A 25,435-nucleotide genomic window follows, 5' to 3' on the forward strand; every position below is an offset into this window, starting at 1 on the left:
GCGAAGGCGCTTGGGGAAGAGCGCCTGGGAGAAAGCGCCCGGGGGGGCGGATCGTCCGGTCGGAACGGCGTCTTCCCGCGGGTCACCGCGTTGCGGCGGGCGGCGTGATGGTGTCCCCTCCCGCCTGCCAAGCCGAGAAGGACCAAACACCATGCCAGCCGTGACCCCCCGGGACGTCGAATGGGCGCATCTCACCGGCCCCGAGATCCGCGAGGTCGCGGCCGATCCCGCGGCGATCGCGATCCTGCCCGTGGGCTCGCTGGAACAGCACGGGCCGCACCTGCCGGTGTTCACCGACACGCGCTCCGCCAGCGAGGCGGCGATCCGTGCGGCGCGCCTGCTCGACGGCACGCCGCCGGCCCTGGTGCTGCCGGGAATGTGGACCGGCATGAGCGAGCATCACCTGCCCTTCGGCGGCACCATCAGCCTCAACTACGCGGAATTCCACGGCGTGCTGCGCGGCGTCACCCGCTCGCTGCGCGCCCTGGGCTTCCGGCGGCTGCTGATGGTCAACGGCCATGGCGGCAACATCGACCCTCTGGCGGTCTCGGCGCGGGAACTGGCGCACGAGTTCGGCCTGGCCGTGGTGGCGACCACGCCCTGGGCCAGCACCACGGAGCGCATCGCCCCGCTGCTGGAGCGGCAGCGGAACGTGCAGCACGCCTGCGAGGCCGAAACCTCGCTGATGATGCGTATGACGCCCGCCCTCGTCCGCCGCGACCGGCTGGAGGACGCGGTTCAGCAGGCGCCCGCCCCGCGCGAAGGCCGGCCGGGCTACAGCCGCTTCTGGAGCTTCAGCGAGCGCGCGCCCGTCACCGGCACGCGTGGCGACCCGCGCGCCGGCACCCCTGAGAAGGGCGAGGCGATCCTGCAGATCCTGGCCGAGGAACTGGCGGCGGCGATCCGCGATCCGGCGCTGTGGCACGCGCCCGACGATGTCTGGGCGCCCGGGCGCGGGCAGGGGCCGACCGTGCCGGGCTGACGCCGCGCGCCCGGTCGCGTCCGGCGGCTGGGCAGGGGCGGGCAGTCCTGCCGCAGCCGCCAGCCGCGTCCAGGCGGCGCGACGATCCCCGGACCGTTGCGCCGCGCCAGGTTCAGCTGGGCGAGCCTTCCGCCTCCGCCGCGCAGCCCATCTCCTGCTGCACGACGCTCAGCCAGTAGCCGACGCCGAAGGGAATGGCCTCGTCGTTGAAGTCGTAGGTCGGCGTGTGCAGACCCTCCGAGGTGGCGCCCCCCGCACCCTGGCCCATGAACACGAAGTTGCCAGGCCGCACTTCGAGCATGTTAGCGAAGTCCTCGCCGCCGGTGACCGGGGGCGAGTTGCCGTCCACCTTGCCCGCGCCCACCAGCGCCGTGGCGGCCGCCACCGCCACCGCCGTCTGCTCGGCGTGGTTCACCAGCGCCGTGCCGTGGCGGCGATAGCTGACCTCGGCGGTGCAGCCGAAGGAGGCTGCGAGGCCGGTCGCCAGCTCCCGCATCCGGCGCTCCATCGTGTCGCGCACCGCCGGCGTATAGGAGCGCGCGGTACCGCCGAGCACCACCTCGGCCGGCATGACGTTCAGCGCCTCGGCCGAGCCGCCATGCACCGCGCCCACGCTGATCACTGCGGAATCCACCGCCGCCACGTTGCGGCTCACGATCGTCTGCAACGCGGTGATGAACTGCGCCTGCAGCACCAGCACGTCGGTGCTCAGGTGCGGCGTGGCGCCGCCGTGCCCGCCCGTACCGCGGAAGGTCACGGTCCAGCGGTCGCCCGCCGCCAGCGCCGGCCCCACGCGTGTCATGAAGGTGCCCAGCGGATAACCAGGCTCGTTGTGCAGCCCGTAGATCGCGTCCACGGGGAAGCGCTCGAACAGCCCGTCCTTCAGCATCGCCACCGCGCCGCCGCGCCCTTCCTCGGCCGGCTGGAAGATGAACTGCACCGTGCCGCCGAAGTCCGGGTCCTCCGACAGCGCCTTGGCCGCGCCCAGCAGCATGGTGGTGTGCCCGTCATGCCCGCAGGCGTGCATCAGCCCCTTGTTCTCCGAGGCATAGGGCTTGCCGGTCTGTTCCTCGAGCGCCAGCGCGTCCATGTCGGCGCGCAGCCCGATCGCCCGCTGCCCCGGGCGCCGGCCCTTGAGCGTGCCCACCACGCCGAAGCGCCCGATGCCCTCCGTCACCTCCAGCCCCCACTCCCGCAGCTTGGCCGCCACCAGGGCGGAGGTCCGGTGCTCGTCCATGCCGATCTCGGGATGCGCGTGGATGTCGCGCCGGATCGCGGTGAGTTCGGGCAGGAGGGCCTGGATTCGGGCCTGGCTGCGTTCGTCCATGCTGCGGGGTTCCTCGTGACGGTGTGGCGCGCAGCATGCGGCGGCAGGGCCACAGGTGGCTAGAGCGGGCGTGGCCGGACCGGCGAGAAGCCTTCATCACGTCGCCGCCGCCATGGCAGCATGCGGCGACCTTGCCGCAACGGGAGATGCGCTTGACCGCCGTACACCAGCTCGAGTTCGTCCTCTGCCTCCTCGTGCTGATCCTGGCGCTGACGCTCGCCGCGCGCCGGCTGGGCCTGCCGCCGGCCGCGGCCTTTATCCTCGGCGGCGCGGCGCTGGCACTCACCCCCGGCGTGCCGGAGCTGGTGCTGGATCCGGAACTGGTGATCGTGCTGTTCCTGCCGCCCCTGCTGATGAGCAGCGCCTACTTCACCGTGTGGCGGGAATTCCGCGACAACCTCGCGGGCATCCTGCTGCTGGCGGTGGGGGCGGTGATCTTCACCACGCTGCTGGTGGGCGTGGTGGTGCATGCCATGGTGCCGGGCCTGCCCTGGGCCGTCTGCTTCGCACTCGGCGCCATCGTCTCCCCGCCCGATGCCGTGGCGGCCGAGGCGGTGCTGGAACGGCTGCACCTGCCGGGCCGGCTGACGGCGCTGCTGCGCGGCGAAAGCCTGCTCAACGACGCGGCGGGGCTGGTGCTGTTCCGCTTCGCGGTCGCCGCTGCGCTCACCGGCAGCTTCAGCCTGGGCGAGGCGACGCTGGCCTTCGGCGTGCTGGCGGTGGGCGGCGTCGCGGTGGGTGCCGTGGTGGGCCTGCTCGGCACCGCGGTGCTGCGCCGGCTGCGCGACACGCAGCTCGCGATCGTCACCACGCTGCTGCTGCCCTGGGCTTCCTATATCGGCGGCGAAACGCTGCACGCCTCGGGCGTGCTGGCCACGGTGACCTGCGGCATGATCCTGGGCCGCGTGCAGCACGAGGACTTCACCGCCGCCACGCGCGTGCGCTCCGAGGCTTTCTGGCGCGTGCTGGTGTTCCTGCTGGAATCGCTGGTCTTCATCCTGATCGGCCTGTCGCTGCGCGGCGTGCTGCAGCGCCTCGGCGGTGCCGCCGACGCGGCGGAAGCGCTGCTCTGGCCGGTGCTGGGCGTGATCGCCGCGGTGGTGCTGTCGCGCTTCCTCTGGATCTTCGGCTCCGACCTCGTGCGGCGCCTCGCCTGGACGCTGCGGCGCGACCGGGTGGAGCCGCCCTCCGCGGCGGCGGCCGCGGTGATGAGCTGGGCCGGGATGCGCGGCGTGGTCACGCTGGCCGCTGCCCTGTCGCTGCCCGAGGAACTGCCCGGCCGCGACCTCGTTCTGGCCGCGAGCTTCGGCGTGATCCTGGTCACCGTGCTGGTGCAGGGTGGCACGCTCGGCCCGCTGATCCGCTGGCTGGGTCTGGACGGCGTCGGAACACTGGCGGCGGGGCAGATCACCGAGGAGATGGCCTGGTCGCGCATGGCGCAGGCGCAGCTCGCGGCGGTGGCGGCCGCGTCGCGCCAGCCCGACGGGACGGAGCGGCATCCGCGCCTCTTGGAACAATACAGCTACCGCGCCCGGATCAGCATCGGCTACGCCGCCGACACCGCCGCCCACCGGCCCAAGGAGATCGAGCATTTCAGCGTGGTGCTGGACGCCATCCGCGCCGGCCGCGAGGAAGTGCTGCGGCTGCACCGTGCGGGCGAGATCCACGACCACGTCCTGGCCGAGCTGGAGCGCGAACTCGACCTGCAGGAGATGACGGCGGAACTCTACCGCGGCTGAACCCGCCCGCGCCGCATCACGGGCACTTGACGCGAGAGAGAAAATAATCCTATATCGGCGGGCCAGCGGGTGAGCTGCGCCCGCGTCGCGGGCCCCTCGCTCCCCGCGCGCATCCTCTGCTTCCCATCCGAACCTCACCCCCGGTGGCGCCCCGCCCCCGGGGCAACGCCGCGCGTCCGCCGCGCGGTGAAGGAGCCCGCATGTCCGCCTTCTGGTCCATCACCATGCCCGTGGTGCAGCCGGCGCTGGTGGCGCTCGCCACCTCGCTGGCCGTGTCGATCCCCGCCGCCGCGCTGGCGCTGCTGAAATGGGCCTGGAGCCGCGCGGTGGTGAACGGGGAGGCCGCCCGCGCCAGCGCGCTCGGCCGCCTGGGCGATATCGGCGCCCGCGCCGGGGCGCAGCTCGCCGCCACCATCATGGCCGATCCCAAGGCTTCGGCCGCGATCGAGGAGGCCAAGAACGCCCTGGTCGCCACCATGACCGGCAACGTGCGCGAAACCCTGACCAAGCTCGGCGGCAGCCCAGGGGGCGTGGAGCAGCTGGTGCTGGGCAAGACCGCCGAGGCGCTGCCGGCGCAGGTCCTGGCCGCCGCCCAGGCCGCTGCCGCGACCGGCAGCGCGGCGCCGGACGCCACCGCGATCCTGGCCGCGATGTCCCGCCTGCGCGGCACCCCGGTGGCGGGCTGAGCCATGACGGACAGCAGCGACGACGCGGCCCGCGCCGCCTTCCACCCCTACTTCGTGGCGCTGATCGGCAACGAGGGCGGGCTGACGCTCAACGCCGCCGACCCGGGCAACTGGACCGGCGGCGCGGTGGGAAAGGGGGTGCTCAACGGCACCCGCTACGGCATCGCCGCCGCCTCCTATCCGGAGGAGGACATCCGCAACCTCACGCCGGAACGGGCCGAGGCGCTGTATTTCCGCGACTTCTGGTGCCGCACCGGTTGCGACGCCTTGCCGCCGCTGATGCGCGACCTCGTCTTCGACAGCGCGGTGAACAATGGGCCCGGCAACGCGGCGCGCTTCCTGCAGCGCGCGCTGGGCGTGGCCGATGACGGCAGGATCGGCCCCGTGACCCGCGCCGCCCTGGCCCTGGCCGATCCGGTGACGCTGGGCGAGGCCTTTCAGCGCGAGCGCGTGACCTTCCACACCAAGCTGTCCACCTGGGCGACCTTCGGCAAGGGCTGGGCGATCCGCCTGGCCACGGTGCCGTTCCAGGCGATGCGGCTGGCGGCCAGCGGAACCGGCTGACCACGCGGCGGGCAGCGTAACGCGGGGGGGGGGCGCTCCGGCCGGCGTGGTGCCGGGCGCGCCGCCGCGCGCTCAGCCCCGCCGCATCGCGCTCAGCGCCCCGAGATGCTCCGCCACCGCCTCGGCCGCGCGCGCCTCGACCGCGCGATAGTGTTGCACCACCGCCGCGCCGGCCGGGGTCAGCCGGGCGCCTCCGCCGCCGGCGCCGCCGGCCGCGGTTTCCACCACCGGCGTGCCGAAGCCGCGGTTGAGATCCTCCACCAGCTCCCAGGCACGGCGGTAGGACATGCGCAGCGCCCGGCCGGCGGCGGAGATCGAGCCGTTGCGACCGATCTCCTCCAGCAGCACGACCTTGCCCGGCCCGATCCGCAGCCCCTGGCCGAGGTCGATGCGCAGGCTCAGCCGTGGCGCGTCGTCCGTGTCGGGAGGGTTGGCGTCCGGGGGAAGTGCGCGCTTGGTCCGTGGCATGGCGAGCAGGCAATCACGCGGGGCCGCCGCCGTCCATGCCGGCGACCTCGAGGGCTGCACGGGTCGCCTCGGGTGGCCCAGGGTTGGCCCCTGAGCTTGGTCCCATGGTTGGCCCCCGGTATTGATCCCTGAGTTTGGTCCCGGGAACAGTCCCGGGATTGTTCGCGTGAGCGGCCCCGGAAAACGGTCCCGCGCGGGACGCGGCGCTTACCCGGCCGCAGCCTCTTCATCCGACCGGTGGCTGAGCGCCACCGCCTTCACCAGCGCCCAGAGTGGCATTCCTTCGCGCAGCGCCAGCCGCGCCGCGGCATCGGCGGTGACGCGCGACAGGACCGAGGTGGGGCCGACCGCCAGCGCCAGCATCACCTCGCCGGAGGGCAGGGGCGTGAGTTGTTCCAGCCGCGCCGCGAGGATGTTCTGCACCGACAGCCCCTCTGGCCTCGCCACCGCCACGGAAACGTCGCGCGCCGGCACCCGGATCCGCAAGGCTTCGCCCACGGCGCCCGGCACGGCCGGCACCAGCAGCGCGCCGCCCGCGAAATCCAGCCGCGTCAGCCCGCGCCCGGGCAACTGCTCCGCCAGCGTGCAGCGGATCACCGCGCCGGCGTCCCGCCGCCCTGCCAGCGCCGGCAGGTCGGGCCGCGCCGCCAGCGCCTCCACCGTGCCCTCGGCGAGCACGCGGCCCGCTTCCAGCACCACCAGCCGGTCGGCCAGCGCGTCCACCTCGTCCATCGCGTGCGTGACGTAGAGGATCGGGATGCGGAAGCGGTCGCGCACGCGGGCCAGGAAAGGCAGCACCTCCGCCTTGCGCGCGGCATCGAGCGCCGAGAGCGGCTCATCCATCAGCAGCAGGCGCGGGCGCGACAGCAGCGCGCGGCCCAGCGCCACGCGCTGACGCTCGCCGCCCGAAAGCCGCGCCGGGCGGCGGTCGAGCAGCGGTTCGATGCCCAGCAGCGCCACGACCTCCTCCAGCGCCGGCCCCTCGGCCCCGCGCGGCGCCCGCCGCAGCCCGTAGCGGAGGTTGGAGCGCACCGAGAGGTGGGGAAACAGCTGCGCGTCCTGGAACACCACGCCGCAGCGGCGGCGCTCCGGCGGCACCATGCGCCGCGCGGCGCTGTCGAACAGGACCTCGCCATCCAGCACGATCCGCCCCGCCTGCGGCCGCAGCAGCCCGGCCACCGCCGCCAGCGTGGTGGACTTGCCGCAGCCCGAGGGGCCGAAGATCGCGGTGACGCCGGGCGTGGGGGAGCGGAAGGCGAGGTCGATCGCGAACCCCGCCTCCTGCATCCGTCCGCCATCGCCGCCCGCGAAGCGGTGTTGCAGGGAAACCTCGATCACCGTGCCTGCCCTCAGCGCGCCGTGCGGCCGAGCAGCCGGTTCATCCGCCGCCCCGCCCAGTCCGCCAGGATCAGCCCCCCAACCGCGAGGATGAAGGACACCAGCGCGAGCTTGGCGGCCGTCGCCTCGCCGCCCGGCGTCTGCGTGGCGCTGTAGATCGCCAGCGGCAGCGTCTGCGTGGCGCCGGGGATGTTGGAAGCGAAGGTGATCACCGCGCCGAACTCGCCCAGGCCCGCCGCGAAGGCGGTGATGGCGCCCGACAGGATGCCCGGCGCCATCAGCGGCAGCGTCACCGTCACGAAGCGGTCGAGTGGACCGGCGCCCAGCGTTCGCGCCGCGGCCTCGAGCCTGGGGTCGACGGCCTCCAGGCTCAGCCGCACCGCGCGCACGATCAAGGGAAAGCTCATCACTGCCGTGGCCAGCGCCGCGCCGCCGGTGGTGAACACCAGCCGGACGCCGAACCACTCGTTGAGCAGCGATCCCACCGGCCCGCGCAGGCCGAAGGTGACCAGCAGCAGCCAGCCCACCACCACCGGCGGCATCACCAGCGGCAGGTGGACGAAGGCGTCCAGCAGGCCCCGCCCGGCGAAGCGCCCGCGCGACAGGATCACCGCCACCAGGATCGCGGGCGGCAGTCCGAACACCACCGAGCGCAACGCCACCGCGAGGCTGAGATGGACGGCCTGCCATTCTTCCGGCGTCAGCCAGGTTCCGGGCGCGGCGACGGAAGACAGCAACGGTGCCGCGACCCCGGAAGCGTCAGGACTTCGGGCGCAGCACGAAGCCGAAGCGGCGATAGGTTTCCGCCGCCTCGGGCCCGGTGATGAAGGCGAAGAAGGCCTTGGCCTCGGCGTTGCCGGCGGCGCGGCTGGCCAGCGCGAAGGGGTAGGTCACGGGCGGGTGGCTTTCGGCCGGGAAGGTCGCCACCACGCGAACGCCCTTCGAGGCGGCGGCGTCGGTGGAATACACGATGCCCAGCGGCGACTCGCCGCGCTCCACCAGCAGCAGCGCCGAGCGGACGTTGTCCGCGCGCGCGATGCGGGGCGACAGCTTGTCCCACTGCCCCATCCAGGTCAGCGCCGCCTGCGCGTACTTGCCGACCGGCACGTTGCTCGGATCGCCCGTGGCGAGCCTGCCGTCGGCGCCCAGCAGCGCGGCGAGGTCGGTGCTGCGCGTCAGCGTCACCGCCGGCGCCGGACGATCGGCGGGGGCGATCAGCACCAGGCTGTTGGCCAGCGGGCTGGAGCGCGTGCCATCCACGATCAGCTTGCGTTCCTGAACGTAGTCCATCCAGGGCTCGTCGGCGGAGGCGAAGATGTCGGCGGGCGCGCCCTGCTCCATCTGCCGGGCCAGCGCGGAGGAGGCCGCGAAGGAGAAGCGCGGCACCGGATGGCCCATCTTGTTCCACTGCTCGCCCAGCGCCTTCATGGCGTCGGTCAGGCTGGCGGCGGCGAAGACCACGGGGCCTTCGGGCGCCTGCGCCGCAGCGGGGGCGGCCATCGGAAGGGTGGCGGGCAGCAGCGCCAGGGCCCCCAGGACCAGCGGCAGGAAGCGACGGCGTAGCATCCGGAACAATCCCTTCGTTATGTCCGGATGGATATACCGGCGGCGGCCCCGGGCGGCAATCGCCGGGCGGCGCGGCCGGTTTCCCGGCGGCGGGGCAGCCCGCGGCAGATAGCCGGTGGCACGCATCTCCTGACAGCCACCCTTTGGCAGCCATCCGCGCGGACCGTCCCGCCGCAGCCATCCCGCGACGGGCGACCAGCCCGGGGCGATCCTAGTTCAGCTCGGCCTTCCAGCTGCGGAACACCACGCGTCCCGGGTGGTTGACCGAGCGCGTGTATTCCACCGGCCGCCCGTCCGCGTCCGAGGACACCAGCCGCAGCAGGAGGCAGCTCGCCCCGGGTTCCAGCTCCAGCAGGCGCGCTTCCATCTCGCCGCAGCTGGCCACCCCGATCTCGCGCTCGCCGGTCAGCGGCCCCAGCCCGTAGCGCGCGCGCAGCAGGGCGTAGAGCGACTGGCCCGCCACCAGGTCCTCCGCCGCCAATCCCGGCACCAGCCGCGCCGGCAGGTGGCTCGTCTCGATGCAGAAGGGCTGCGCGTCCACGGTCCAGAGGCGGCGGAACAGCATCACCGCCTCGCCCTCCGCGATCCGCAGCCGCCCGGCCACCGAGGCGCTGGCCGGCGCTTCCTCGAAGTGCAGCAGCCGGTTGCCGGGCGTGCCGCCGGCGCTCTGCACGATGCGGGCGATGCCGGTGGAGGTGTTGGCGTCCACCGGCCGGCGCACGCGCGGCGCCGCCACCAGGGTGCCGCTGGTGCCGTTGCGCTCCAGCACGCCCTGCGCCACCAGCCCGTCGATCGCCTTGCGCACGGTCATGCGGTTGGCGCCCAGCTGCTCGGCCAGCGCGCGCTCCGACGGGACGCGGTCGCCCGGGCCGTAGTCGGGGCCGGCAATCAGCGCGCGCAGGTGTTCCTGGATCGCGCGGTACACCGGCAGGGCGGCGTGCCGGCTCCGCAGGATCGGCCCTCGTGCCGGAGGTGTCGCCAAGCGGGAAGCCTTCGCAGCGGTTGCCGCGCCGGTATAGCGGGCCGGTGCGCCCGAGCGCGAGGGGCGCTGGTCAGGCCCTTTTCCGGGTTGCCGCTCAGGCCGGTGGCTGGGCCAGCATCCGAGCCGCCTTCCGAAGCTATACGTTGCCCATTCTCTGAACCACCCGCCCGGCCGTGGCTCAGGCCGCCGCCCGGCGCGCGTCCCGCCGGAAACGGTTGAGGCGGAAGGGCGTGGCGTCCACCACCGGGTCGCGCCCCGTCACGAGGTCCGCCATCAGCCGCCCCGCGCCGGGGCCGATGCCGAAGCCGTGGCCCGAGAAGCCGGTGGCCACGAACAGGCCCGGGATCTGCGCCGTCTGGTCCATGATCGGCACCGCGTCGGGCGTAGCGTCGATCAGCCCGCCCCAACTGCCGGCAACCTTGGCCGCCGCGAAGCCGGGCAGGGCGCGGCGGAGGTTTCGCATCGCCTCGTCTAGGATATGCGCGTCCGGCTCCGGGTCCAGCATCCGCACCTCCTCGAAGGGCGTCACCTCGTCCATCGCCCAGCGACGGCGGATGCGCCATTCCTCCACGAAGCGGCGACCCAGGCGCAGGCGCATCGTGCCCCATTGCGCGCGCAGGGCCGGCAGGAACTCGAAGAACTGGCGGAAGGTGTCGGGCACGATCTCGGCCACGCTCGCCCCGCGATGGGCGATGTTGTAGCCGCCATCGAAGCGCCGGCGGAACGCGAAGTCCGAAGCGCCGGCCGCGAGCTCCGGCAGCCCCTCGATCGGCTGCGTGCGCAGCACCGAGCCCAGGATCTTCAGCTGCGGCAGGTCGATGCCGAGGTTGCCGCAGAACAGCCGCGACCAGGCGCCGCCCGCCAGCACGGCACTCCCGCAGCGGATCGCCCCGCGCTCCGTCACCACGGCCGACAGCCGACCGCCGGTGGTCTCCACCCCGCGCACCGCGCAGGGCGCCAGGATCGTCACGCCCTCGCGTCGCGCCGCGGCCGCCAGCGCCGGCACCGCCTTCATCGGCTCCGCGCGCCCGTCGCTCTCGGTGTAAAGGGCGCCGGCGAAGCGGCGCTGCAGCCCGGGCAGCTTGGCCGCGAGCTCGGCCTGCGACAGCAGCCGGCTGCCGATCTGGTAGGGCCGCGCCTGTTCCAGCCACTGCTCGTACTTCGCCACGTCGCGCTCGGTGTCGCAGAGGTAGAGGATGCCGGACTGCCGGAAGCCGGTCTCGGCACCCGTGCTGCGCTCGAGCCCCTGCCAGATCCGCTGGCTTTCGAGCGAGAGCGGGATCTCCGCCGGATCGCGCCCCATGGTGCGCACCCAGCCCCAGTTGCGGCTCGACTGCTCGCCCGCGATCTGCCCCTTCTCGCACAGCACCACCGACAAGCCGCGCTGGCGCAGGAACAGCGCCGTGCTGACGCCGATCACGCCGCCGCCGATCACCACCACCTCGGCCTGGGCCGGCATCTCGGTGTCGGAAGGAACGGTGTCGATCTGTGGCGGCATCACGCGGATTCCTCAGGGGGCTGAAGCGGTTATCAGGCCCCGTGCCGGGGGCGGCCGCAATCCTTCACGTCACCGAACCGTTCGAAAACCGCCACACAGGGTTGGTATACACCAAAACCGTTGACAGCAGGTGATTGGAGTATACCAAATACCGCCCGCAGAACGAGGGCGGTGTTGCGGCGATGGCGGTAGCGGTGAACCGGGCGGCAATCATGGACGGGCTCGCCCAGGCGGTGTCGCTGTTGCCCGAGGCCATGGCGCTGGGACGTGAGCTCGGCCCCAAAATCGACCGCATCTACCTGGTGGCACACGGCTCGGCGAACCGGGCGATGCTGGGGCTGCAATACTGGATCGAGCACTTCAGCCCCACGATCGAGGTGCGCCGCTACTTCCCCTCCGAGCTGATGGCGCAGAACCCGCGCCGTCTCGATGAGCGGACGCTGGTGCTGCTGGCCTCGAAGTCCGGCACCACGCCGGAAACCGTGGCCGCGGCGGAGTGGCTGCAGGATAAGCCCTGCCGCACCGTGGGCTTCAGCCTCCACGGCGACAAGCCGCTGGCGCAGAAGGTCGAGACGCGCTTCCTGGCGGGGCCGACCGACGAGTCCTTCATCGCCATGTACATGCTGATGCAGGCGCTGGTGGGCGGCATCCTCGCGGCGAAGGACGGCTGGGAGCTGGACGCGAAGCTGCTGCGCTCGCTCCAGGCGCTGCCCGGCGCGGTGGCCGACGCGGCGGAGCAGAACGACCGGCGGGCGGCCGAGGACGCGCGGATCTACAAGGACGACCGCATCCTCTACCATGTCGCCTCCGGCCCGGGCTTCACCACCGCCTACGTCTTCGGCGTCTGCATCCTGATGGAGATGCTGTGGATGCACAGCTATCCCATCGAGGCCGCCGAGTTCTTCCACGGCCCCTTCGAGATCGTGGACCAGAACACCCCGCTGATCCTGATCCTGGGCGAGGACCCGAGCCGCCCGCTGATGGAGCGCGTGGTGCGCTTCTGCGAGAAGTACACCGAGCGGCTGATGATCTACGACGCGCGCGACTTCGCCATGCCCGGCATCGACCCGGAAATCCGCCCGCTCGTCGCGCCCTATATTCTGCAATCGGCGCTGAAGCGTTTCTCGGCGCGGCTCTCGGTCTGGCACAACCAGCCGCTGACCACGCGCCGCTACATGTGGAAGACCGAGTACTGAACCCGTGACGCGCGGCGCGGCCATGACTGTTGCGGTGTCCTGCCGGGGCGCATCTCCGGCCGGCGCGCCGGACCCCGCGGCAGGCTGAGGGGCGAGCGGTGACGATCCGGCTCCTCGGCCTCGGCGACAACACGGTCGACACCTACGTGGATGCCGCGACGCAGTACCCGGGCGGCAACGCGGTCAACGTCGCGGCGATGGCGCGGCGCCGGGGGGTCGAGAGCAGCTATCTCGGCGCCGTCGGGTCGGACGAGGCGGGCGCGCTGATCGAGGCCGCACTGGCGGATGAGGGCGTGGACCTCAGCCGCCTGCGCCGCCGCGACGGGCCCAATGCCCGCGCCCTGATCGGGCACACCGATGGCGACCGCCGCTTCCTGGGCTCGCGCGCCGGCGTGCGGGCGCAGATCGGCCTGGGGCCGGAAGACTACGGCTACGTCGCCCAACACGCACTGACGCATACCAGCATCTACAGCGAGATCGACAGCGCGCTGCCCGAGCTGCGGCGGGCGGCGCCGCTGCTCTCCTTCGATTTCTCCGAGCGCTGGACCGAGCCCTACCTCGACCGGACGCTGCGCTTCCTGGACATCGCCTTCCTCAGCGCGCCCGGTCGTTCCGACAGCGAGTGCGAAGCTCTCCTGCGGTCCTGCACCGCCCGCGGCGCCGGGCTGGCCGTGGTGACGCGCGGTGAGGCAGGGGCTGTGGGTTTCGATGGCAGCGCGCTGCACCGGCAGGGTATCGTGCCGGCCACCGTGGTGGACACGCTGGGTGCCGGCGACGGCTTCATCACCGCCTTTCTCGTGTCGCGCCTCCGCGGCGGGGATCTGCCCGCGGCGCTGCGGGCTGGCGCGGAATTTGCTGCCGAGGTTTGCGGCTGGCACGGCGGCTTCGGCCACGGCGCTCCCTGGAGCGGCGAGGGCAGGGAGATCACCGGGCGGGCCGCCACGCGGGCGGACGCCTGAGATGCGGCGCGGATCTCCTGTCCGCGCCATGGTCCGCCGCGTGTCACTGGTAGGGGGAAGTTTGCGATGACCTGGCGTATCGGCGTCGATTCCGGCGGCACCTTCTGCGACATCTGCCTCTTCGAGGAAGGCACCGGCGCGGTGGAGGTGTGGAAGGTGTCCTCCACCCCCGACGACCCGTCGCGCGGCATCTCGCAGGGCGTGGCCGAGGGCATCGCCCGCGTGGGCGCGAAGCCTTCCGAGGTCAGCTATTTCGGCCACGGCACCACGGTGGCCACCAACGCGCTGATCCAGCATCGCGGCGTGAAGACCGGGCTGATCACCACCGACGGCTTCCGCGACCTGCTCGAGATCGGCCGCCAGAAACGCCCCGACCTGTACGACCTGCAGGCCGACAAGCCGGAACTGCTGATCGCCCGCGACCTGCGCCTCGAAGTGCCCGAGCGCGTGCGCCACGACGGCACCGTGGAAACCGCACTGGACGAGGACGCGGTGCGCGACGCCGCCCGCGCGCTCAAGGCCGCGGGTGTCGAGGCGGTGGCGATCTCCTTCCTGTACGGCTTCGTGCGGCCCGAGCACGAGGAAACCGCCCGCCGCATCGTGGCCGAGGAGTTCCCCGAGGCCTTCACCTGCACCGGCCACGAGGTCGCGCCCGAGTTCCGCGAATACGAGCGCATGTCCACCGCGGCGGTGAACAGCTACCTCGGCCCGGTGATGGAGGGCTATATCCGCCGCCTGTCGGGCCGGTTGCGCGACCTGGGGCTGACGGTCACGCCGCAGCTGACGCAAAGCAACGGCGGCGTCATCGGCTTCGAGCAGGCCGCGCGCCTGCCGGTGCGCACCGTGCTGTCCGGCCCCTCCACCGGCGTCGTCGCGGCGCAGGCGGTGGGCGCGATGGTGGGCATGCCCAACCTGATCACCTTCGACATGGGCGGCACCTCCTCCGACGTGGCGCTGCTGGAAGGCGGCCAGTGCCACATGGCCAGCGAGGCGGTGGTCCATGGCTACCCGATCAAGGCGCCGATGCTCGACATCCACACGGTGGGCGCGGGCGGCGGCTCCATCGCCTATGTCGACAGCGGCGGGTTGCTCAAGGTCGGCCCGCGATCCTGCGGCGCCTTCCCGGGCCCCGTGTGCTACAACAAGGGCAGCACCGAGCCCGCGGTGACCGACGCCAACGTGGTGCTGCAAACGCTCAACCCCACGCACCTGCTGGCCGGCCGCATGCCGGTGCGGCAGGACCTGGCCAAGGAAGCGATCGGGCGGCTGGCCGAGAAGCTCGGCCTCGACGTCATGGCCACCGCGCAGGGCATCATCAGCGTCGTCACCGCCAACATGGCCAAGGCCATCCGCGTGATCTCGGTGCAGCGCGGCCATGACCCGCGCGACTACACGCTGATCGCCTTCGGCGGTGCCGGGCCGCTGCATGCCGCGCGCCTGGCGAAGGAGCTCGACATCCGCCGCGTGCTGGTGCCGCGCACGCCGGGCATCCTCTGCGCCATGGGGCTGCTGTTGACTGACCTGCGCGCCGACTTCGCCTCCACCCGCCTCTCGGTGCTGGCGCCGGGCGTGCTGGCGGAGGTGGAGCGCCACTTCGCCGGGCTGGTGGAGCGTGCCGAGGCATGGTTCGCGGCCGAGCGGATCGAGGCGGTGTCGCGCCGCATCACCCGCACCGTGGACATGCGCTACGCCGGCCAGAACTACGAGCTGAGCATCCCCCTGCCGGACGGGCCGGTCACCCAGGCGTCGCTGGACGCGCTGGCGGAAGGCTTCGCCAACGCGCACCGGCAGCGCTACGGCTTCGTGGCCGAGGGCGAGACGGTGCAGCTGGTGACCTTCCGCGTGGAAGCGGCGGGGCTGGTGCCCAAGGCCAGCTTCGAGCCGCAGCCCGAGGCCGGCCCCGACGCGAGCGGTGCGATCATCGGCCATCGTGACGTCTGGATGCCCGAGCGCGGCGGCTTCACGCCCTGCGCCATCTACGACCGCGCGAAGCTCAAGCCCGGCAACCGCATCCAGGGTCCCGCCATCATCGAGCAGATGGACACCACCACCGTGGTGCTGCCCGACATGACCGCCACCGTCGAGCCCTACCTGAACCTGATCCTGGAGGCCGCATGAGCGACGCCGCCGTGACCGCGAACGTGACGGTCGATCCGATCACCGTCGAGGTGATCTCCTCCGCGCTCTCCTCCATCGTCGAGGAGATGGGCGAGGCGCTGGTGCGCGCCTCCTATTCCACCAACATCAAGGAGCGCCGGGACTGCTCCACCGCGCTGTTCGACACGCGCGGCAACACGCTGTGCCAGGCCGAGCACATCCCGATGCACCTGGGATCCTTCATCGGCATCATCCCGCACATCCTCAAGCGCCACCCGGTCGACCAGATGAAGCCGGGCGACGTGTTCATCGGCAACGACGCCTACGAGGGCGGTGGCACGCACCTGCCCGACATCGTTCTGGCCGAGCCGATCTTCGCCGACGGGCGCATCGTCGCCTGGGCGGTGAACACCGCGCACCACGCCGACTTCGCCGACCGCGGCCACGCGCATATCTTCCAGGAGGGCATCCGCATCCCGCCGATCCGCCTGTACCGCGCGGGCGAGCTGCAGGCCGACGTGCAGGAGCTCTTCCTGCTCAACTGCCAGGTCCCGCGCGAGCGCCTGTCGGACCTGCGCGCGCAGATGGCAGCCAACCGGCTGGGGGTGGAGCGCTTCGTGGCGCTGTGCCGCAAGTACGGCACCGACACCGTGCTGGCCGCCGGCGACGCGCTGCTGGACTATGCCGAGCGCAAGATGCGCGCCGGCATCGCCGCTATCCCGGACGGCACCTACGGCTTCTCGGACGTGTTCGACAACCCTGAGGTCGACCGGGACATCCCGATGTCCTGCGACATCACGGTGGCCGGCGACGCGATGACCCTGCGCTTCGAATCGCCCGACCAGGTCCGCGCCGGGCTGAACATGGTCTACACCGCGCTGCTTTCCACCGTGTACTACGCGGTCAAGACGGTGGTGGACCCGACCATCCTGCCCAATGCCGGGCTGGCGCGTCCCCTGACCGTCGAGGCGCGGGCGGGCAGCATCCTGAACTGCGTGGCACCTGCCGCGGTGAACGGCCGCATCGCCGCCTGTCAGCGCGTGGTGGACCTGATCCACGGCGCCCTGGCGCAGGTGGTGCCCGAGCGCGTGATCGCCGCCACCAACGGCTCCGTCGCCTCCGCCACCTTCGTGGGCGAGCAGCCCGGCACCGGCGAGATCTGGGTCTACCTCGAGACCATCGGCGGCGGTTCCGGCGCGCGCGCCACCAAGGACGGGCTCGACGGCGTCCACGTCCACATGACCAACACCTCCAACCTGCCCGCCGAGGCGCTGGAGCTGGAATACCCGCTGACCCTCTTGCGCTACGAGCTGGTGGACGGCTCGGGCGGCGCCGGCCGGCACCGGGGCGGCATGGGCCTGCGCCGCGTCTATCGCGCCGAGGCCGATTGCCGGCTGCGCGTCGACGGATCGCGCCTGCGCTCGGCGCCCTGGGGTCTCGCCGGGGGCTTGCCGGGCGGGCAGGGCGGCTTCCGCTACGGCGAGGGCGTCGTGCCCTTCGACCACGGCTCCGGCCAGCTGCGGAAGGGCCAGGTCATCGAGATCATCACGCCCGGCGCCGGCGGCTACGGCCCGCCTGCCGAGCGCGATGCCGAGAGCGTGCGGCGCGACATCGCCGAGCGACGCATCGACGAGACCACGGCGCGCGCCGTCTACGGCGCCGTCTGAGCGAGGGACCCGCCGAAGGGTCCGGACGAGAGGGAGGAAAGGGGAAGCATGTCCATGACCATCGGGCGGCGGGCGTTCCTGGGATCGGCCGCGGCGCTGCCGCTGCTGCGCGTTCCCGCGCGCGCGGCGCGGACACCGGGCACGCTGCGCTTCGGGCTTTCCTCCTACCCGCCCAACCTCGCGCCCTGGCTGAACGCCGGCGGCGCGACGGGCGCGGTGATGACGCTGATCCACCGCGGGCTGCTGAGCTACGGCCCCGACGGCGGGCTGCGCGGTGAGCTGGCTGAGCGCTGGGAAGCGGACGGCAAGGACTGGGTCTTCCACCTGCGCGACGCGAGTTTCCACAATGGCAACAAGGTCACGGCCAGCGACGTGAAGTGGTCGCTGGAACAGGTCGCGGCGGAAAAATCCACCGCCTACATGCGCACGCAGTTCCAGAACGTCGAGCGCATCGACACGCCCGACGAGCGCACCGTGCGGCTGGTGATGCGGCAGCCGATGGTCACCATCCCCGAATGGCTGGCCAACTACTACATGCCGATCGTGGCGCGCGATTCCATCGAGCGCGGCGGCCCCGGCATCGGCGCCGGTCCCTTCATGCTCAAGAACATGGAGCGCGGCGTGTCGATCGACCTCGCGCGCTTCGACAAGTACTACAAGCCCGGCCTGCCGAAGCTCCAGGCGATCCGCGTGGTGGCCTATGCCGACGAGAACGCGCGCGTGGCGGCGCTGCAGGCGGGCGACGTGGATCTGATCGACTACGTGCCCTGGCAGTCCATGACGGGGATCGAGGCCGATCCGAAGCTGCGGCTGACGACGCAGAACGGCCCCTTCATGTACCTGACCTTCAACGGCAAGTCTGGGCCCTTCAGCAACCCGTTGGTGCGGCAGGCCGTGGGCTTCGCGGTGAACCGCGACGACGTCGTGCGCTCCGCCTTCTTCGGGCGCGGGGCGCCGCTGTCCGGCGTGCCGCTGATGCCCGAGAGTCCCTTCTATGACAAGGCGCGCGCCGAATACTTCCGCCACGATCCGGAGCGTGCGAAGGCGCTGCTGCGCCAGGCCGGCTTCGAGAATGGCTTCTCCTGCACGCTGCTCTCCACCGCGCAGTACGGGATGCATCTCAGCAGCGCCGAGGTCGTGCAGCAGAACCTGGCCGCGATCGGCGTTCAGGCGCAGCTCAGCACGCCGGACTGGGCGACGCGCGTCAGCCTCGGCAACCGCGGGCAGTTCGAAATCGCGGTGAACGGCACCGCGGCGGAGATCACCGATCCGGACGGTCTCAGCTCCGTCTTGGACAACGAGCTGGCGCCCTCCTACATCCGCTCCACCGGCTTCTCGGTGCCGAAGCTGCACGCCTTGTTCGAGGCCGGACGGGGCGAGAGCGACCCGGCGAAGCGCAAGGCGATCTACGACGAGGTGCAGCAACTCGCTACCGAGCAGGCGCCGATCGTGGGCCTGTGCTACCGCGCCCAAGGCTACGCCATGACCAGCGACGTCCAGGGCTTCACCAACCTGCCGGGCCTGCTCAGCTTCTTCTCGCCGATCACGCTGGAGGAGGTCGCCTTCGGCTGAGGCCGGTGGAGGCATCGTTCAACTGCTGAGGGCTGCTGGCAGCGCCGGGGAGGGGGAGAAGGTGTTCTCCCCCTCCCCGGACCCCTCCACCCTCATCTTTTTCTCAGACGCTGCCGCAGGAGCGTGGCCAGGGTCGTGCGCTCCGGCTCATCGAGCCGGAGCGAAGGACGCATCAGCTTGTGCTGACAGGAAGCTTTAATTCTCCTGGGTAGCGCTGGCGGCTGCCGTATCGCGACCAACCTTCACCGTTCCCGCGGCAGCGTTCCAGAGAAAGATGAGTGGGGGTCTGGGGGAGAGAATTCCTTCTCTCCCCCGCCGACGCTGCCCATCAGCAGCACCCCCGATCAGCTGTGCAGGTGGCAGGCCACGCCGCCGCCATCCCCGGCGGCGGTCCAGCCCGGCATCACCGTCCGGCACACCGGCATGACGTGCGGGCAGCGCGTGTGGAAGGGGCAGCCCGGCGGCGGGTTCGCGGCGGAGGGGATTTCCCCCACGATGCGCGGTAACTGCCCACGCCGTTCCGGATCCGGGATCGGCGAGGCATCGCGCAGCATCCGGGCGTAGGGATGCAGCGGCTCCGCCAGGACGCGCGCGGCCGGGCCTTCCTCGACGATGCGGCCCAGGTACATCACCGCGACCCGCTCGCAGAACCAGCGCACCACCGACAGGTCATGGCTGACGAACAGGAAGGCGAGTCCGCGCCTTGCCTGAAGCTCACGCAGCAGCAGCAGCACCTGCGCCTGCACCGACACGTCGAGCGCGCTCACCGGCTCATCCGCCACGATCAGCTCCGGCTCCAGCGCCAGGGCGCGGGCGAGGCCGATCCGCTGGCGCTGGCCGCCGGAAAACTCGTGCGGCAACCGGCGAAGGGCGGCGGGCGGCAGGCCGACCTCCTCCAGCAGCGCCGCGGCCCTGTCGCGCGCCGCCGCACCGTGGGCGAGGCCGTGGACGCGCATCGGCTCGGTCAGCGCCTCGCCGACGGTCTGGCGCGGGTTGAGGCTGGAATACGGGTCCTGAAACACGATCTGCAGCCGGCGCCGCAGCCGCGTCAGCGCCGCGCCGCGCGCCGCCAGAACATCCTCGCCCCGGAAGCGGACGCTGCCGCCGTCGGGCTCCACCAGCCGCAGCAGCGCACGCGCGGCGGTGGACTTGCCGCAGCCGGACTCGCCCACCAGCCCGAAAGCCTGACCGGGGCGGATGCGGAAGGAAACATCCTCCACCGCGCGCACGGTCACGGTTTCGCGCCGCACCACGCCGCGCGTGACACGGAAGTGCTTGCGCAGGCCCTCGACTTCAAGCAGGGGCGTCGCGGGATCGGCCACGCCGTCGGGCCGCGCTTGCGCCACGGCGCTCATTCGGCGCGCAGCTTCGGGTCGGTGGCGTCGCGCAGCCCGTCACCCACCATGTTCAGCGCCAGCACCAGGATCAGGATGGCGATGCCCGGGAACACCGCCAGCCACCAGGCATCGAGGATGTTCTCGAAGCCGTCGCGCGTCATGCCGCCCCAGGTGGCGGTGGGCGGCTTCACGCCGAGGCCGATGAAGCTCAGGCTCGCTTCCACGCGCACGGCGGTGGCCATCCAGAGCGAGGCCATCACCAGAACCTCCGGCAGGATGTTGGGGATGATGTGGCGCAGCACGATGCGCGCGTGGGAATAGCCCAGCGCACGGCCCGCCTCCACGAAGGCACGCTCCTTCAGCGCCAGCGTCGGCGCGCGGGCGATGCGCGCGAAGGGCGCCACGGCGGTGAGCGCGATCGCCACCACGAGGTTGACGAGCTCCGGCCCCAGCAGTGCCACCACGATCAGCCCCAGGATCAGCGACGGGAAGCTCAGCAGCACGTCCATCACCTGCATGGTGAACAGGTCGAAGCGGCCGCCGACGTAGCCCGACACGGTGCCGATCAGCCCGCCCACCACCATGGCGGCGGCAATCGCACCGAGCGAGACCACGAGGCTGATCCGCGCGCCCCAGAGCAGCCGCGACAGCACGTCGCGCCCGAACTGGTCGGTGCCCAGCAGGTAGTCGCCGCCGGGCGGGGCCAGCCGGTCGAGGATCGCCTGCTCGGCCGGGTCGAAGGGCGCGATCCAGGGCGCCAGCACGGCGCCGAGCACGATCAGGAGGCACAGCACGGCACCGATCGCCGTCATCGGGTGCGCCAGCAGCCCGCGTGCCAGGCGGCGCAGGATGCCGGGCCGCGCGGGCGTGCCGGGCAGGATGGTGGCGCTCACGGCCGGGGCCTCCTGCGTGGCATCGCCTTCACGCCTTCACCCGTGGGTCGATCACGCCGTAGAGCAGGTCGGTCACGAGGTTCACCACCACGATCAGGAAGCAGTAGATCACCATCAGCCCCTGCAGCATCGTGTAGTCACGCTGGTTCAGCGCCCCCACGATGATCTTGCCCAGGCCCGGGCGGTTGAACACGATCTCGGTCAAGACGCTGTTGCCGATCAGGATGCCGACGTAGAGGCCCACCACCGTCACGATCGGCAGCGCCGCGTTGCGCAATCCGTGGACCCAGATGATGCGCAAGCGCGGGATGCCCTTGGCGCGGGCGGTGCGGATGTAGTCCTCGCCGAGTGCGTGCAGCATCGCGCCGCGCGTGACGCGCATGATGTAGGCCGCCATGGTCAGGCCCAGCGCGACCGCCGGCAGCACCACCTTGTGCAGCCGGTCGAGCGGGCTGCCGAGATCCGCCGAGCCGATCACCGGAAACAGACGCCAGTGCAGCGAGAAGGCCAGCAGCAGGTAGATGCCCAGCACGAAGACCGGCAGCGATAGCCCCACCAGCGACAGCAGCCGCGCGACGATGTCCACCGCGCCGTTGCGCCGCAGCGCCGACCAGATGCCGGCCGGCACGCCCACCACCACGCCCAGCAGCATCGAGGCCAGGGTGAGGTCGACCGTGTGCGGCAGCACCGCGCCGACCTCGCTCAGGATCGGGCGGCCGGTGACCAGGCTGGTGCCGAAGTCGCCGCGCAGCGCGGCACCGAGGAACTGGAGGTACTGCGTGACCACCGGCTGGTCGAGGCCGAGCTTGGCGCGCAGCGCCGCCGCCGCCTCGGGCGTCGCCTGATCGCCCAGGATCACCAGGGCCGGGTCGCCCGGGATGATCCGCACGATCAGGAACACCAGCGTCAGCACCGCCAGCAGCGTCGGCACCGCCGCCAGCAGCCGCCGCGCGACGTAACCGATCATCTGGCCGCCTCCACCGCTCTCACCGGAAGTGCGTCGCTTCGGTGACCATGGGCCCGAGGTTCATGGAGCCCTTCAGCTCGTAGCCGTAGTCGAGGTCGGCACGCCGGGCGAAGACCAGGAAGGTCTCGGCCAGCGGCACGCCGCAAACATTGGTCACCAGCTTGCGCTGCGCCTCGGCCCAGAGGCGCTTCTGCTCCGCCTCGTCGGTCGCGACGCGGGCGGCATCGATTTCCTTGTCGGCCACGTCGCAGTGCGAGAAGTTGGTCACCGCCGTCGGCGTGCCCACCGTGGAACGGCCGAGCCAGAACTGCGACAGGTAGATATCGGCCACGGGGAAGCGTGCCGCGGCGTAGTAGACCAGCGGCGACAGGTCCTGGCGGATCTGCTGGTGGAAGGTCGCGTGCTCCACCACCTGCATGTCGAGGTTGATGCCCGCCCGCTTGAGCTGCGCCTGGATCACCTGCATGCCGCCCAGCATGTCGGGCAGCTGCGTGTGGATCATCTTCACGGTCAGCCCGTTGGGGTAGCCCGCCTCGGCCAGCAGCGCCTTGGCCTTGGCGACGTCGTTGGGCAGCAGCCCGTTGTCGGCGGTGAAGCCCAGGTAGCCGCGAGGGATCAGCGACTGCCCTTCGCGCGACACGTCGGCGCCGCGCCAGCGCACCAGCTCCGGCCGGTTGATGGCGTAGGCCACCGCCTGCCGCACGCGGATGTCGTTGAAGGGCGGCTTGGTGACGTTGATGCTCAGTGTCGAGAGCTCGGTTGGCTCGAACACGTCCACCATGGTGTTCGGCAGCTGCCGCGTGCGGTTCACCCAGGCCTGGTCGGTGCGGGCATAGTTCACGTCGAGCTCGCCGCTCTGATAGGCAAGGTCGCGCGAGGCGTCGGAGGGGATGAAGCGGTAGTTGACGCGCTGCAGCTTCGGCGCGCCGCGGAAATAAGCGGTGTTGGCCACGAAGCTCGCCTGCTGGTTCGGCGTCACGGCATCCAGCGCGAAGGGGCCGGTGCCGACCGGCTGGCGGGCGAAGTCGGCGCCGCGCGCTTCCACCGCCTTGCGGCTGACGACGAAGCCGCCGGAATAATTGGCCAGCAGGCCGAGCATCGAGGGCACCACCTCGCGCAGGGTGATGCGCACCGTGCGCGGGTCCAGCGCTTCCACGCTTTCGACGGCGCGGTAGTCGGCGGCGAAGGCGCTGCTCTTGCTGTCGGCCGCGCGACGGAGGCTGAACACCACGTCGTCGGCGGTCATCTCGCCCATGCCGGCATGGAACTGCACGCCCTGGCGGAGATGAAAGGTCCAGACCTTGCCGTCCTCGCTGTGCTCCCAGCTCTCGGCGAGGTCGGGCTCGATCGTGGCGGGGTCGATGCTGCCCGGCTTGAACCGGACGAGGCCGTTGAACATCCAGGACACCGGGATGCGGTCGGTGGTGCTGACCGCGAAATGCGGGTCGAGGCGCCCGACATCCTGCGCCGCCATACCGATGTTGAGCGTGGTGCGCGGTTCCGCTAACGCCAGCGTTGGAACACCCAGTGCGGCAGCCACCGCCACGATCCGCAAGCTTACCAGGCGCATCTCCCGTTCTCCCGTTCCTGGCCCCGCCGTGCAGACGGTCAGAGCATGTCTTCCAACCGGCAATTCACCAGCAGTTCCGCCACCACCGCCTCGTCGGGCAACAGCAGGCAGGTTTCGATCAGCCGCGCGAGGTCGGCCGGCTGGGTCATGCGCTCGCGCGGAACGCTGGTGACGTGCCCGGTCATCTCGGTGGCCACGAAGGAGGGACAGACGGCGGTGGCGCGGATGCCGTGGTCCCAGCCCTCGCGGCGCACCTCGTGCGTCATCGCGACCAGCGCGAACTTGCTCATGGCGTAGCCGAGATTGCGGTTGCGCACCCGCTTGCCTGACATCGAGGCGAGGTTGACCACGCGCCCGTGCCCGGCGGCCACGAGATGCGGCCAGGCCAGCTGGATCAGCCGCCGCGGTCCCTTGACGTTGACGCGCCAGAGCTGGTCGAGCGCCTCGTCATCCTCGTCGTGCAGCGTGGCCATGGTGTTGACGCCGGCGGCGTTCACCAGCGCGTCGATCCGCCCGTGCCGCTCCGCCGCGGCCGCCACCCAGCGGCGGGCGCTGTCGGCGTCCTCGGCATCGTAGCGGTGCGCCTCCAACCCGGGCCGCGCTTCCAGCGTTTCCGGCCGCCGCACCCCGGCGGACACCGTGAAGCCGGAGTTGAGCAGCTGCTCCACCACCGCCCGGCCGATCCCGCGCGAGGCGCCCGTCACCAGCGCGACGCGTCCACGTGCCTCAAGCATCGGCCAATCTCCCATCCGTCAGTACGCCCGTGGCGACGTGGCAGCGCGCCGCGTGCGCCTCCTCCACCGGGGCCAGAACCTGTTCGCGCTCGCAGCCGGCGCGGCGCAGCTCGCAGCGCGGCGCGAAGCGGCAGCCCACCGGCATGGCATCCAGCGGCGGCACCCGGCCACCGATCGCCCGCAGCGCCGCTTCGGGCGCATCGAGGCGCGGGATCGCGGCAAACAGGGCGCGCGTGTAGGGGTGGGCGGGCGCGCGGAAGATGCGCCGCACCGGCGCTTCCTCCACGATCTCACCCGCGTACATCACCGCGACCCGGTCGGCGATCTGCGCCACCACGCCCATGTTGTGGGTGATGAACAGCACCGCGGTGCCGTGGCGCTGCCGCACGTCGTCCAGCAGCCCCAGCACCTGCGCCTGGATGGTGACGTCGAGCGCGGTGGTGGGCTCATCGGCCAGCAGCACCGCCGGATCGCAGGCCAGCGCGATGGCGATCATCACGCGCTGGCGCATGCCGCCCGAGAACTGGTGCGGGTATTCGCGCAGGCGCTGAGCGGCGGAGGGGATCTTCACTTCCTCGAACAGCGCGCGGGCCCGCTCCAGCGCCGCCGCGCGTCCCAGGCCACGATGGACGCGCAGCGACTCCGCCACCTGGTCGCCCACCGTCATCACCGGGTTGAGCGAGGTCATCGGCTCCTGAAAGATCATCGCCATGCGGTTGCCGCGTAAGGCTTCGCGCTCGCGTTCGGGCAGGGCGGTGATGTCGCGGCCTTCCAGCAGGATGCGCCCGGCGGCGACGCGACCGGCGGGGGTGGTGACCAACCCCATCAGCGACAGCGCAGTCACGCTCTTGCCGGAACCGCTCTCGCCCACCAGCGCCAGGGTTTCGTCGCGCCGCAGGTGCAGCGACAGGTCGCGCACGGCCGGGTGCCATCGGCCACCGATGCGGAACTCCGTGCGGAGATCCTCGATGACGAGGGCGTCGTCGCTCAGCCTCGGGCGCGCACCGGATGGGTCGGCGTACATCTTCGCGTACATCTTCGCGTAAATCTTCCGTGGCACGCTGCGGGGGGAAACCGTTTCGTGCAAGACATGTCAGCCGCCTGCGCGCGGATTCCCGCCGTCACCAGTCCCGATCCGCCCGGCGCGCCGCCAATGGCTGCCACCCGCCTGGGCAAAGCCGGTCGATTGTGCGCTGCGGAACATTGGTCGACACTCTTGCGTTTCTTCAGGAAGAACCAAGAGTTGCACTGTACCGTCGGTGCCGGCGGGACTGGGCCCGTGCAAGAAGCGTC

Annotated in this window: 22 protein-coding genes; 9 read left to right on the plus strand and 13 right to left on the minus strand. The window is 71.8% G+C overall.

What is annotated here, in order from left to right:
• Positions 1 to 151: 151 nt before the first annotated feature.
• The gene (locus ACFFGY_RS09715) at positions 152 to 982 is read left to right on the plus strand and encodes a creatininase family protein (protein WP_377044277.1); all 831 of its coding nucleotides are present in this window, start codon (positions 152 to 154) and stop codon (positions 980 to 982) included.
• A gap of 112 nt (positions 983 to 1,094) precedes the next feature.
• Here ACFFGY_RS09715 and ACFFGY_RS09720 read toward each other — a convergent pair whose 3' ends face one another.
• Positions 1,095 to 2,309, minus strand: coding sequence for a M20 aminoacylase family protein (locus tag ACFFGY_RS09720; protein WP_377044278.1), 1,215 nt, complete (start codon positions 2,307 to 2,309; stop codon positions 1,095 to 1,097).
• Between the two features lie 152 nt (positions 2,310 to 2,461).
• On the opposite strand from ACFFGY_RS09720, the gene ACFFGY_RS09725 reads away from it, so the two are divergent.
• The 3 genes from ACFFGY_RS09725 (at position 2,462) to ACFFGY_RS09735 (ending at position 5,298) form a co-directional block, all read left to right on the plus strand.
• Complete coding sequence (locus tag ACFFGY_RS09725) at positions 2,462 to 4,048, plus strand: Na+/H+ antiporter (RefSeq protein WP_377044279.1); 1,587 nt, start codon at positions 2,462 to 2,464, stop codon at positions 4,046 to 4,048.
• Positions 4,049 to 4,248: 200 nt separating this feature from the next.
• Positions 4,249 to 4,734: a hypothetical protein gene (locus ACFFGY_RS09730; protein ID WP_377044280.1), complete on the plus strand. Its 486-nt coding sequence runs from the start codon at positions 4,249 to 4,251 to the stop codon at positions 4,732 to 4,734.
• A 3-nt stretch (positions 4,735 to 4,737) separates the two neighbouring features.
• A complete protein-coding gene (locus ACFFGY_RS09735) occupies positions 4,738 to 5,298 on the plus strand; it encodes a glycoside hydrolase family 108 protein (protein ID WP_377044281.1) in 561 nt (186 codons plus the stop codon).
• A gap of 72 nt (positions 5,299 to 5,370) precedes the next feature.
• Here the strand turns inward: ACFFGY_RS09735 and ACFFGY_RS09740 are convergent, their stop codons facing one another.
• From ACFFGY_RS09740 to ACFFGY_RS09765, 6 genes are all read right to left on the minus strand, one after another.
• On the minus strand, positions 5,371 to 5,766 hold the full coding sequence (locus ACFFGY_RS09740; RefSeq protein ID WP_377044282.1) for a winged helix-turn-helix domain-containing protein: 396 nt from the start codon (positions 5,764 to 5,766) through the stop codon (positions 5,371 to 5,373).
• Between the two features lie 207 nt (positions 5,767 to 5,973).
• Positions 5,974 to 7,104, minus strand: a complete 1,131-nt coding sequence (gene modC / locus ACFFGY_RS09745) for a molybdenum ABC transporter ATP-binding protein (RefSeq protein WP_377044283.1) — start codon at positions 7,102 to 7,104, stop codon at positions 5,974 to 5,976.
• A gap of 11 nt (positions 7,105 to 7,115) precedes the next feature.
• A complete protein-coding gene (gene modB, locus ACFFGY_RS09750) occupies positions 7,116 to 7,841 on the minus strand; it encodes a molybdate ABC transporter permease subunit (protein ID WP_377044284.1) in 726 nt (241 codons plus the stop codon).
• A 22-nt stretch (positions 7,842 to 7,863) separates the two neighbouring features.
• Complete coding sequence (gene modA / locus ACFFGY_RS09755) at positions 7,864 to 8,670, minus strand: molybdate ABC transporter substrate-binding protein (RefSeq protein WP_377044285.1); 807 nt, start codon at positions 8,668 to 8,670, stop codon at positions 7,864 to 7,866.
• 211 nt (positions 8,671 to 8,881) lie between these two features.
• Positions 8,882 to 9,652, minus strand: coding sequence for a GntR family transcriptional regulator (locus ACFFGY_RS09760; RefSeq protein WP_377044286.1), 771 nt, complete (start codon positions 9,650 to 9,652; stop codon positions 8,882 to 8,884).
• A gap of 178 nt (positions 9,653 to 9,830) precedes the next feature.
• Positions 9,831 to 11,150: an NAD(P)/FAD-dependent oxidoreductase gene (locus ACFFGY_RS09765; protein WP_377044287.1), complete on the minus strand. Its 1,320-nt coding sequence runs from the start codon at positions 11,148 to 11,150 to the stop codon at positions 9,831 to 9,833.
• A 134-nt stretch (positions 11,151 to 11,284) separates the two neighbouring features.
• Here ACFFGY_RS09765 and ACFFGY_RS09770 point away from each other — a divergent pair, with 134 nt between their 5' ends.
• The 5 genes from ACFFGY_RS09770 (at position 11,285) to ACFFGY_RS09790 (ending at position 18,641) form a co-directional block, all read left to right on the plus strand.
• Complete coding sequence (locus ACFFGY_RS09770) at positions 11,285 to 12,346, plus strand: SIS domain-containing protein (RefSeq protein ID WP_377044288.1); 1,062 nt, start codon at positions 11,285 to 11,287, stop codon at positions 12,344 to 12,346.
• A 98-nt stretch (positions 12,347 to 12,444) separates the two neighbouring features.
• Positions 12,445 to 13,305 (plus strand): PfkB family carbohydrate kinase, encoded by an 861-nt coding sequence (locus tag ACFFGY_RS09775; protein ID WP_377044289.1) that lies wholly within the window; start codon positions 12,445 to 12,447, stop codon positions 13,303 to 13,305.
• Positions 13,306 to 13,371: 66 nt separating this feature from the next.
• Positions 13,372 to 15,423: a hydantoinase/oxoprolinase family protein gene (locus tag ACFFGY_RS09780; protein WP_377044290.1), complete on the plus strand. Its 2,052-nt coding sequence runs from the start codon at positions 13,372 to 13,374 to the stop codon at positions 15,421 to 15,423.
• Positions 15,420 to 17,069, plus strand: coding sequence for a hydantoinase B/oxoprolinase family protein (locus ACFFGY_RS09785; RefSeq protein ID WP_377044291.1), 1,650 nt, complete (start codon positions 15,420 to 15,422; stop codon positions 17,067 to 17,069). The genes ACFFGY_RS09780 and ACFFGY_RS09785 overlap by 4 nt, the downstream gene beginning before the upstream one ends.
• A 48-nt stretch (positions 17,070 to 17,117) precedes the next feature.
• Positions 17,118 to 18,641, plus strand: a complete 1,524-nt coding sequence (locus ACFFGY_RS09790) for an ABC transporter substrate-binding protein (RefSeq protein ID WP_377044292.1) — start codon at positions 17,118 to 17,120, stop codon at positions 18,639 to 18,641.
• A 344-nt stretch (positions 18,642 to 18,985) separates the two neighbouring features.
• Here ACFFGY_RS09790 and ACFFGY_RS09795 read toward each other — a convergent pair whose 3' ends face one another.
• The 6 genes from ACFFGY_RS09795 to ACFFGY_RS09820 are packed head-to-tail and all read right to left on the minus strand — an operon-like array spanning position 18,986 to position 25,178.
• On the minus strand, positions 18,986 to 19,996 hold the full coding sequence (locus ACFFGY_RS09795) for an ABC transporter ATP-binding protein (protein ID WP_377044293.1): 1,011 nt from the start codon (positions 19,994 to 19,996) through the stop codon (positions 18,986 to 18,988).
• A complete protein-coding gene (locus tag ACFFGY_RS09800) occupies positions 19,993 to 20,871 on the minus strand; it encodes an ABC transporter permease (RefSeq protein WP_377044294.1) in 879 nt (292 codons plus the stop codon). Before ACFFGY_RS09800 ends, ACFFGY_RS09795 begins: the two co-directional genes overlap by 4 nt.
• Before the next feature lie 28 nt (positions 20,872 to 20,899).
• Positions 20,900 to 21,838, minus strand: a complete 939-nt coding sequence (locus tag ACFFGY_RS09805; RefSeq protein WP_377044295.1) for an ABC transporter permease — start codon at positions 21,836 to 21,838, stop codon at positions 20,900 to 20,902.
• 19 nt (positions 21,839 to 21,857) lie between these two features.
• A complete protein-coding gene (locus tag ACFFGY_RS09810; protein ID WP_377044296.1) occupies positions 21,858 to 23,408 on the minus strand; it encodes an ABC transporter substrate-binding protein in 1,551 nt (516 codons plus the stop codon).
• Between the two features lie 38 nt (positions 23,409 to 23,446).
• A complete protein-coding gene (locus tag ACFFGY_RS09815; protein WP_377044297.1) occupies positions 23,447 to 24,142 on the minus strand; it encodes an SDR family NAD(P)-dependent oxidoreductase in 696 nt (231 codons plus the stop codon).
• Positions 24,135 to 25,178: an ABC transporter ATP-binding protein gene (locus ACFFGY_RS09820; protein ID WP_377044298.1), complete on the minus strand. Its 1,044-nt coding sequence runs from the start codon at positions 25,176 to 25,178 to the stop codon at positions 24,135 to 24,137. Before ACFFGY_RS09820 ends, ACFFGY_RS09815 begins: the two co-directional genes overlap by 8 nt.
• Between the last annotated feature and the right edge of the window lie 257 nt (positions 25,179 to 25,435).

Source organism: Roseomonas elaeocarpi (assembly GCF_042433915.1).
GTDB lineage: Bacteria > Pseudomonadota > Alphaproteobacteria > Acetobacterales > Acetobacteraceae > Roseomonas > Roseomonas elaeocarpi.

Excerpts from the sequence above, each read along its gene's own strand:
- ACFFGY_RS09715 (WP_377044277.1), top strand. The coding sequence starts at position 152 with ATGCCAGCCGTGACCCCCCGGGACGTCGAATGGGCGCATCTCACCGGC.
- ACFFGY_RS09720 (WP_377044278.1), bottom strand. The coding sequence starts at position 2,309 with ATGGACGAACGCAGCCAGGCCCGAATCCAGGCCCTCCTGCCCGAACTC.
- ACFFGY_RS09730 (WP_377044280.1), top strand. The coding sequence starts at position 4,249 with ATGTCCGCCTTCTGGTCCATCACCATGCCCGTGGTGCAGCCGGCGCTG.
- ACFFGY_RS09735 (WP_377044281.1), top strand. The coding sequence starts at position 4,738 with ATGACGGACAGCAGCGACGACGCGGCCCGCGCCGCCTTCCACCCCTAC.
- ACFFGY_RS09740 (WP_377044282.1), bottom strand. The coding sequence starts at position 5,766 with ATGCCACGGACCAAGCGCGCACTTCCCCCGGACGCCAACCCTCCCGAC.
- modA (WP_377044285.1), bottom strand. The coding sequence starts at position 8,670 with ATGCTACGCCGTCGCTTCCTGCCGCTGGTCCTGGGGGCCCTGGCGCTG.
- ACFFGY_RS09765 (WP_377044287.1), bottom strand. The coding sequence starts at position 11,150 with ATGCCGCCACAGATCGACACCGTTCCTTCCGACACCGAGATGCCGGCC.
- ACFFGY_RS09780 (WP_377044290.1), top strand. The coding sequence starts at position 13,372 with ATGACCTGGCGTATCGGCGTCGATTCCGGCGGCACCTTCTGCGACATC.
- ACFFGY_RS09785 (WP_377044291.1), top strand. The coding sequence starts at position 15,420 with ATGAGCGACGCCGCCGTGACCGCGAACGTGACGGTCGATCCGATCACC.
- ACFFGY_RS09790 (WP_377044292.1), top strand. The coding sequence starts at position 17,118 with ATGTCCATGACCATCGGGCGGCGGGCGTTCCTGGGATCGGCCGCGGCG.
- ACFFGY_RS09795 (WP_377044293.1), bottom strand. The coding sequence starts at position 19,996 with ATGAGCGCCGTGGCGCAAGCGCGGCCCGACGGCGTGGCCGATCCCGCG.
- ACFFGY_RS09805 (WP_377044295.1), bottom strand. The coding sequence starts at position 21,838 with ATGATCGGTTACGTCGCGCGGCGGCTGCTGGCGGCGGTGCCGACGCTG.
- ACFFGY_RS09810 (WP_377044296.1), bottom strand. The coding sequence starts at position 23,408 with ATGCGCCTGGTAAGCTTGCGGATCGTGGCGGTGGCTGCCGCACTGGGT.
- ACFFGY_RS09815 (WP_377044297.1), bottom strand. The coding sequence starts at position 24,142 with ATGCTTGAGGCACGTGGACGCGTCGCGCTGGTGACGGGCGCCTCGCGC.
- ACFFGY_RS09820 (WP_377044298.1), bottom strand. The coding sequence starts at position 25,178 with ATGTACGCGAAGATGTACGCCGACCCATCCGGTGCGCGCCCGAGGCTG.